The organism is Mycobacterium sp. TH-M106 (assembly GCF_057473765.1).
This window is the reverse complement of sequence record NZ_JBYCLE010000638.1, coordinates 1-8132: the sequence shown is the minus strand read 5'-3', so window position 1 is coordinate 8132 and position 8132 is coordinate 1. Positions and strand designations below refer to the sequence as shown.

At 68.0% G+C, this 8132-nt stretch carries 11 protein-coding genes; 9 read left to right on the top strand and 2 right to left on the bottom strand.

All coding sequences use genetic code 11. The features are described from left to right. The 9 genes from AC2VOP_RS21450 to AC2VOP_RS21410 form a co-directional block, all read left to right on the top strand. Positions 1-230 (top strand): Ppx/GppA phosphatase family protein (locus AC2VOP_RS21450; RefSeq protein WP_486962838.1); only part of this gene is annotated, 230 nt, incomplete at its 5' end. Further along, positions 227-1135, top strand: a complete 909-nt coding sequence (locus tag AC2VOP_RS21445) for a hypothetical protein (RefSeq protein WP_486962837.1) — start codon at positions 227-229, stop codon at positions 1133-1135. The genes AC2VOP_RS21450 and AC2VOP_RS21445, both read left to right, overlap by 4 nt. Before the next feature lie 11 nt (positions 1136-1146). Continuing rightward, positions 1147-1992, top strand: coding sequence for a sugar phosphate isomerase/epimerase family protein (locus tag AC2VOP_RS21440; RefSeq protein WP_486962836.1), 846 nt, complete (start codon positions 1147-1149; stop codon positions 1990-1992). Positions 1993-2033: 41 nt separating this feature from the next. Continuing rightward, positions 2034-2873 (top strand): thioesterase family protein, encoded by an 840-nt coding sequence (locus tag AC2VOP_RS21435; RefSeq protein ID WP_486962835.1) that lies wholly within the window; start codon positions 2034-2036, stop codon positions 2871-2873. Between the two features lie 114 nt (positions 2874-2987). Beyond that, entirely contained in the window at positions 2988-3887 is a 900-nt protein-coding gene (proC, locus tag AC2VOP_RS21430; RefSeq protein ID WP_486962834.1) for a pyrroline-5-carboxylate reductase, read from the top strand. A gap of 163 nt (positions 3888-4050) precedes the next feature. After that, complete coding sequence (locus tag AC2VOP_RS21425) at positions 4051-4314, top strand: helix-turn-helix domain-containing protein (protein ID WP_486962839.1); 264 nt, start codon at positions 4051-4053, stop codon at positions 4312-4314. Positions 4315-4519: 205 nt separating this feature from the next. Continuing rightward, entirely contained in the window at positions 4520-4621 is a 102-nt protein-coding gene (locus tag AC2VOP_RS21420) for a 30S ribosomal protein bS22 (protein ID WP_003402602.1), read from the top strand. Positions 4622-4684: 63 nt separating this feature from the next. After that, complete coding sequence (locus AC2VOP_RS21415) at positions 4685-5803, top strand: SDR family oxidoreductase (protein WP_486962833.1); 1119 nt, start codon at positions 4685-4687, stop codon at positions 5801-5803. 4 nt (positions 5804-5807) lie between these two features. Continuing rightward, on the top strand, positions 5808-6875 hold the full coding sequence (locus tag AC2VOP_RS21410) for a lysophospholipid acyltransferase family protein (RefSeq protein WP_486962832.1): 1068 nt from the start codon (positions 5808-5810) through the stop codon (positions 6873-6875). A gap of 22 nt (positions 6876-6897) precedes the next feature. On the opposite strand, the gene AC2VOP_RS21405 is transcribed toward AC2VOP_RS21410, so the two are convergent. After that, positions 6898-7413 (bottom strand): FAS1-like dehydratase domain-containing protein, encoded by a 516-nt coding sequence (locus tag AC2VOP_RS21405; RefSeq protein WP_486962831.1) that lies wholly within the window; start codon positions 7411-7413, stop codon positions 6898-6900. A gap of 129 nt (positions 7414-7542) precedes the next feature. Continuing rightward, positions 7543-8132: HAD family hydrolase (locus tag AC2VOP_RS21400; RefSeq protein ID WP_486962830.1), on the bottom strand; the 590-nt coding region annotated here is incomplete at its 5' end.

Here is an 8132-nt window from a genome sequence, read left to right as displayed (position 1 = left end):
TGGAAGGAGTCAGTGCCGACCGGGCACCGCAGATCGTGGCCGGGGCTCTGGTGGCGGAGGCGAGCATGCGAGCGCTGTCGATTGACACGGTGGACATCTGCCCGTGGGCACTGCGCGAGGGTCTCATCTTGCGGAGACTCGATAGCGAAACCGATGGAACCGCCTTGGTGGAGACGGCGGTGGCCGATCCCGGAAGCCTGGTTGCCCGGTCGAGAGGCGGCAAGCGATGACGACTGGTGAAAACCCCGAGCCGCAGAGTGCCACCCGGCCGATTTCGGTGGCTGAGCTGCTGGCCAAAAACGGCAACATCGGGTCTCCGCCGGTCACCGGACGACGCCGGCGTCGGCGCGGTAATGCCCACGCGGTGACGGTGGCCGAACTGACCGGCGAGATCCCGGTTATCCGGGACGACGAGAGCGTCCGCGCCGACGACTCCGAGCCCGACCACGTGAGCACCGACGACTCCGAGCCGGGCTACGACGGCCCGGCGCCGGTGGCCGGACATCCCACCGACGACCGGTTAGTGACCGTCGACTTGGCTGAGCCGGAGCCGCGCTGGCCCGTATCCCCGTCGCAGCCTCGGCGTGCCGCGGGCCCGCAGCGCAGCGAGTATCCGCGGCCGGTCCGCCGGACCGATTCGCCCGACGCTGCGCAGGGCGGGCCCGGCCTCAGTAGCGGCTCGCAGTCTGGTGCCGAGCAGATGAGTCCCGACCCGGTCGAGCACCACGACGTCGGGATGGACATCGTGGACCCCGCCCGCGACGCCGCCCGCAGTGGCGACCTCGACGGACACCTCGACGGACACCTCGACGAAGACCTCGGCGAAGATCTCCACGAAGACCTCGCCGAAGAGCTCACCGAGGAACGCAGCCGGCTGTCCGAGTTGCTCAGCGGTGGAGTGATTGTGCTGCAGTCGATCCTGGCGGTGGTGTTCGGAGCCGGGTTGTTCATCGCCTTCGACCAGCTGTGGCGCTGGAACAACATCGTGGCGCTGGTGCTCGCGGTGCTGGTCACGCTGGGCCTGGTGGCCGCCGTGCAGGCGGTCCGCAAGACCGTCGACATCGGCAGCACATTGACCGCGGTAGCGGTCGGCCTGCTGATTACGCTCGGGCCGCTGGCGCTGCACGCGAATTAACCGAAGACACAGTGCGCCCAGCCATCACCGTCGGCTTGTCGACGGCCTCGGTCTATCCTCTGCGAACCGAGGCCGCATTCGACTATGCGGCCCGGCTCGGCTACGACGGCGTCGAGTTGATGGTGTGGGGCGAGTCGGTCAGTCAGGACATCGACGCAGTCAGGAAATTGTCGCGGCGCTTTAGTGTACCGGTGATGTCGGTGCACGCACCGTGCCTGCTGATCTCGCAGCGGGTGTGGGGAGCCAACCCGGTCCACAAGCTGGAACGCAGCGTGCGGGCGGCCCAGCGACTCGGCGCGCAGACCGTTGTGGTGCACCCGCCGTTCCGCTGGCAGCGGCGCTACGCCGAGGGTTTCAGCGAACAGGTCGCCGCACTGGAAGCCGCCAGCGACGTGCTGGTGGCGGTGGAGAACATGTTCCCGTTTCGGGCGGACCGGCTCTTCAGCGCCGGCCAGTCCAGGGAGCGGATGCGCCGTCGCGGCGGCGGCCCGGGGCCGGCGATCTCGGCGTTCGCCCCGTCCTACGACCCCCTCGACGGCAACCACGCGCATTACACCCTGGACCTGTCGCACACCGCAACTGCCGGCACCGACGCGCTGGAGATGGCCCGCCGCATGGGTTCGGGTCTGTCCCACCTGCACCTGTGTGACGGCAGCGGATTACCGGCCGACGAGCACCTGGTGCCCGGGCGCGGCGATCAGCCCACCGTGGAGGTGTGCCAGATGCTGGCCGGTGGCGACTTCGCCGGCCATGTGGTGCTGGAGGTGTCGACCTCGCACGCGCGGTCGGCCCATGAACGCGAGGCGCTACTGGTTGAGTCGTTGCAGTTCGCCCGGGCACACCTGCGGCGCGGGTGACTGCGCAGCGAGCAGCGAAGCGAATGAGCCAGAGGAGTCGCATGGGTAATTCCCCGTCGTTCAGCACCGCGATGGCGCTGCGCGCGGTCACCGTGGGCACCGAGAACACCACGGACGTCAGGGTTTTCGATGCTGAACTCAACGAACACTGGACCATCGGCCCGAAGGTGCACGGCGGCGCGATGCTGGCGTTGTGCGCGAACGCGGCGCGCACCGCCGCTGGGCCCTCGAGTGGCCTGCAGCCGATCGCGGTTTCCGCGAGCTTTCTGTCGGCGCCCGATCCCGGGCCGATGCGATTGTTGACCCGGATGCGCAAGCGCGGCCGCCGGATCAGCGTAGTCGACGTCGAACTCACCCAGGGTGAACGCACCGCCGTGCATGCGGGCGTCACACTCGGCCAACCGGAACACGCGGCTCCGCCGTTGCTGTCCGCGAACCCGATCACCGGCTTGATGGCGCCGGAGCCGCCCGCCGACGCCGCACCGATCGGGCCCGGACATCCGATGGCCGGGCTGGTGCACCTGGCCGAGGGCTGCGACGTGCGGCCGCTGGTGCCGACGCTGAAGCCAAGCACCGACGGCAGGCCACCGATGATCCAGATGTGGGTGCGGCCCCGCGGTGCCGCGCCGGACGTCCTGTTCGCATTGATGTGCGGAGACGTGTCCGCGCCGGTGAGCTTCGCGGTGGACCGCACCGGCTGGGCGCCCACCGTGCAACTCACCGCCTATCTGCGTGGGCTGCCGGCGGACGGCTGGCTGCGCGTGTTGTGCAGTTGCGTGCAGATCGGGCAGGACTGGTTCGACGAGGATCACACCGTCGTCGACTGCGAGGGCCGGATCGTGGTGCAGACCCGACAGCTGGCGATGGTGCCTGGCCGGTAGGACTGCGGGAGGTCCTGATACGGGTGACCCGTCCCCCGCAAACGGGAGGTGCCCCCAGCGCCCGGCTTGCGCCGCGCTTGCAATCGCCCGGGTCGGCTCTGCCATGCTGTCGGCATGGCCAGAATCGCGATCGTCGGCGGCGGCAGGATGGGCGAAGCTCTGCTGTCGGGCTTGCTGAGGGCCGGTCGCCCGGTCAAGGACCTGGTGGTGGCCGAACGGGTGGCTGATCGCGCCCGCCATCTCTCCGAGAGACACTCGGTGCTGGTGACGTCGGTCACCGACGCGGTGGAGAACGCCTCCATCGTGGTCGTCGCGGTGAAGCCGGACGATGTGGACTCGGTGATCGACGACATCGCCCAAGTGGCCGCCGGGGCCACCGACGACAGCCCCGAACAGGTGCTGGTGACCATCGCTGCCGGTGTCACCACCGAGCACCTGGAAGCCAAACTGCCGGCCGGGACGGCGGTGGTGCGGGCGATGCCGAACACGCCGGTGGAGGTCGGCACCGGCGCTTGCGTGCTGTCCAGGGGGCGCTTCGCCAGCTCCGAGCAGCTCGACGCAGTCGCCGCGCTGTTCAGCTGTGTCGGCAGCGTGACGATCCTCCCGGAGGGCCAGCTGGGCGCGGCGACCGCGGTGTCGGGCTCGGGCCCGGCGTACTTCTTCTTGCTGGTGGAGGCGTTGGTAGACGCCGGGGTTGCCGTCGGGTTGACCCGCGCGGTGGCCACCGAGCTGGTTGTGCAGACAATGGCCGGGTCGGCGGCAATGCTGCTGGACCGGATGACATCGGCGAGATCCACAACGCCGTCTACGCCGTCTACAGCGGCTACAGCGGCTACAGCGGCTACCGCGTCTGCGGCGGTTATGGACACCACGCCGGCGCAGCTGCGTGCCGAGGTGACCTCACCTGGCGGCACCACCGCCGCCGCACTGCGCGAGCTGGAGCGCGGCGGCCTGCGGACCGCCGTCGACCTGGCGGTGCGTGCCGCGAAAGCCCACTCGGAAAACCCATGCTGACCAGTCAAGAACTACATATATGTGATTCTCTTATTTTCCAAAAATTAGCCCACACCCGTCGCACAAACCCCATTGGTCCCGCTATTCTCCGTTATGCATGCACGTGTGGTGTCAGCGGAGGGGAAGCCGCCGGGACTGCACGTGCCCGATGGAATGGGTGACGATGACGTCTATGAACGGGCCTTTGGCGCGAGATGCGGCTGGTGGCAAATCGGCACGGGATACCGGCTCGCTCGATGGTCAATCGGGTCGAACTCAGTTCCTCACCGTGGCCGAGGTGGCCGCGTTGATGAGGGTGAGCAAGATGACGGTTTACCGACTCGTGCACAACGGCGAGCTGCCGGCGGTTCGTGTCGGACGGTCTTTTCGGGTGCATGCCAAGGCGGTGCATGACCTGCTGGAGACCTCCTTCTTCGACGCGGGCTAAGCCAACCGGGTGCACGCAAGCGCCGAGCGTCGCTGCGGTGTGACGCTCGGCTGGGACTTGCACGCTGGCGTGCCGCTCGGCGGTGCCAGTATGCCGTCGCATGCACCGGCCCGGTACAGTGGCCGGGTTGATCGAATCGGTTCGAAAGCGTTCGGAGGCCACAACCCGGTCCGGCAGTGGCCAGGCAAGGCAGATAGCGGAGTTCATGGGCTCAGTCATCAAGAAGCGGCGTAAGCGGATGTCGAAGAAGAAGCACCGCAAGCTGCTGCGCCGCACTCGGGTGCAGCGCAGAAAGCTCGGCAAGTAAATTCGCGCTGAACATCCCCGCTCGCCGGTACTGCTTGTCCGCGACGGCCATTAGGCTAACGGGATGGACTCGGCCGGAACCCCAACCGACAGCAGTCGCAGTAATCTTCGGCATTACCCCAAAGTCGTGTTGGTCACCGGCGCGTCCCGGTTTCTGGGTGGCTACCTGACCGCTCGGCTCGCCCAGAACCCGCTGATCAGCCAGGTCATCGCGGTGGACGCGATCGCACCGAGCAAAGACATGCTGCGACGGATGGGGCGCGCCGAGTTCGTCCGCGCCGACATCCGCAACCCGTTCATCGCCAAGGTGATCCGCAATGGCGACGTCGACACCGTCGTGCACGCGGCGGTGGCGTCGTATGTGCCACGATCCGGCGGCCGGGCGACGTTGAAGGAACTCAACGTGATGGGCGCGATGCAACTGTTCGCTGCCTGTCAGCGGGCGCCTTCGGTGCGCCGGGTGGTGCTGAAGTCGACCTCGGAGGTGTATGGATGCAGCTCGCATGATCCGGTGCAGTTCAGCGAGGACAGTACCGGTCGCCCGCCCGGCGACGGCTTTCGCCGCGACAGCATCGACATCGAGGGCTACGCTCGCGGGCTGGGCCGGCGTCGGCCGGACATGACGGTCACCGTCCTGCGGTTGGCCAACATGATCGGTCCGGCGATGGACACCGCGCTGTCCCGGTATCTGGCCGGCCCGGTGGTCCCCACGGTGTTCGGCCGTGACGCGCGGTTGCAGCTGTTGCACGAACAGGACGCGTTGGGCGCCTTGGAACGCGCCACCATGGCCGGCAAGTCCGGCACCTTCAACATCGGCGCCAGCGGCATCATCATGCTGTCGCAGGCGATCCGGCGATCGGGGCGGATCCAGCTGCCGGTGCCCGGATTCGGGCTGTTGGCGTTCGATTCGGTGAGGCGAGCCAACCGTCGCACCGAGATCAACCGCGAGCAGCTGGACTATCTGAGCTTTGGCCGGGTGATGGATACGACTAGAATGCGGGTCGACCTCGGCTACAGCCCGAAGTGGACCACCGCCGAGGCGTTCGAGGATTATCTGCGTGGCCGTGGCCTGAACCCGATCATCGACCCGCAGTGGGTGCGCTCACTGGAGCGTCGCGCGGTGACCGCGGCCCAGCGCTTGGGTCGGCGCACCGTGAGTTTCGATCGGGGGAGGGGAGGCTAACGTCGTGGCAGGCGATCCGAAAGCCAAAGTTATTCCGCTGCATGCGAGTTCGAGCCGCACCGCCGCGCAGCGGCGGTCGACTCAGCGTGCTGCCGCGGCTCGCCGCCACCCTTCGGTGCTCTCCGAACCCGGGCGCGATCCGTCAGCCGAGCAGCTCACCGCCGCCGTTCGCGGGATCGACCAGCGCCACGGAGCCGCAGCCGGGACGCCGAGCGCCGAGCAGTCCGCCGGCGAGTTCGCCCGGCGGGTCGCCGCGCTCGCTGAGTTCCTCCGGCGGCGGATCACCGGCGACTACGACGTGGACGAGTTCGGGTTCGACGCGCACTTCAACAACGCCATCGCCCTGCCTCTGCTGAGGTTCTTCTTCAAGTCATGGTTTCGGGTCGAGGTGACGGGCATCGAGAACCTGCCGGAAACCGGCGCGGCGCTGGTGGTTGCCAACCATGCCGGGGTGCTGCCGATCGACGCGCTGATGGCCTCCGTCGCGGTACGCGACGAGCATCCCGCGCATCGCGACCTGCGGCTGCTCGCCGCCGACTTGGTCTTTGACCTGCCGGTGATCGGGGCGGCTGCCCGTAAAGCGGGCCACACCGTGGCATGTACCTCCGACGCGCATCGGCTGCTGGCCGCCGGCGAACTCACCGCCGTGTTCCCGGAGGGGTACAAGGGGCTGGGCAAGCGGTTCAAAGACCGCTACAAGTTGCAGCGCTTCGGGCGCGGTGGGTTCGTATCGTCCGCATTGCGCACCAAGGCGCCGATCGTGCCGTGCGCGATCGTCGGCTCCGAGGAGATTTACCCGATGCTGGCCGATGTCAAGCTGCTGGCCCGGTTGCTGGGCGTGCCCTATTTCCCGATCACTCCGCTGTTCCCGCTGGCCGGCCCCGCCGGCCTGGTGCCGTTGCCGTCGAAATGGCACATCGTGTTCGGGGAGCCGATACAGACCGCCGACTACGACGTCAGCGCCGCCGAGGATCCGATGCTCACCTTCGAGCTGACCGACCAGGTGCGAGAGACCATCCAGCTGACGCTGTATCGCCGGCTGGCCGTCCGCGGCAACGTGTTCTTCGGCTGAGCTGCGCTGGAGGCTGGAGGGGCTACCCGCTGTCTCGTATCGAGGCGATCGCAGCGATCGTGGCCGCCTCGGTGTCGGCTTCCTGTCGGGCGGACTCGCCGAGCATGGTGACGACGCTGGTCACCACCGGGTTGCCGTCAGCGTCGGTGGCCTCGCTGCGAATCTCGCTGATCACCGTGCCGTGCGATTCGATGACTGAGTCGAGGTAGGTGTCGAAGTACAGCCGGTCACCGGCCAGAATCGGCCGGTGGAAGGTGAACTTCTGGTCGCGGTGGAAGACCCGGGCGACGTTGATCGGGATGTCGAATTTCGTGAAGATCTCCAGCTGCACCTGCCGTCCGGCGACCGCCAGGAAGGTCAGCGATGCCGCCAGTGCCGGGTAGCCCAGCTCGGCTGCCGCCTCCTCCTCGAAGTGGGAGGGGTGGTCGTCCTTGACCGCCCGCGCGAACTCGCGGATCTTCTCGCGGCCAACGGCAAAGTAGTCCGGGAATCGGTAGTGGGCACCGATGATCTGTTGCGATTGTGCGTGCACTGACATGGCGGGTTGCCTTCCGATCGCAATGGTGCGCGGCGCCGGAAGCCTATCAGCGCCGCCCGCCCCTCGCGCGTTACACGCGCTCGTGGCGACGCAACACGTGTTGGATGCGGTTGGTGCGCCTCTCGCGCGTTACACGCGCTCGTGGCGACGCAACACGGCGGCGGCCAGTGCGCCGCCAGCCGCCCCCAGGGCCAGCGCCGACGGGACACCGATCCGCGCTGCTTTGCGCGCGGTGCGGAAATCGCGGATCTCCCAGCCACGTTCACGGGCCAGCACCCGCAGGGCCGTGTCGGGGTTGATCGCCACCGCCGTGCCGACCAGCGACAGCATCGGCACGTCGTTGACGCTGTCCGAGTAGGCCGTGCACCGTTTGAGGTTCAGCCCTTCCCGGATGGCCAACGACCGCACCGCGTGCGCCTTTCCGGCGCCGTGCAGGATCTCGCCGACCAGCCTGCCGGTGAACACCCCGTCGACAGATTCGACGACAGTCCCCAGCGCACCGGTCAGACCGAGCCGGCGGGCGATGATCTCAGCGAGTTCGTAGGGCGTGGCGGTGACCAGCCACACCTGCTGGCCGGCGTCGAGGTGCATCTGGGCCAGGTTGCGGGTGCCCGGCCAGATTTTGTCGGCGATGATCTCGTCGTAGATCTCCTCACCGAGGGCCACCAGTTCGGCGGTGGTCCGCCCCTCGATGAACGCCAGGCCCTTCCGCCGGCCGG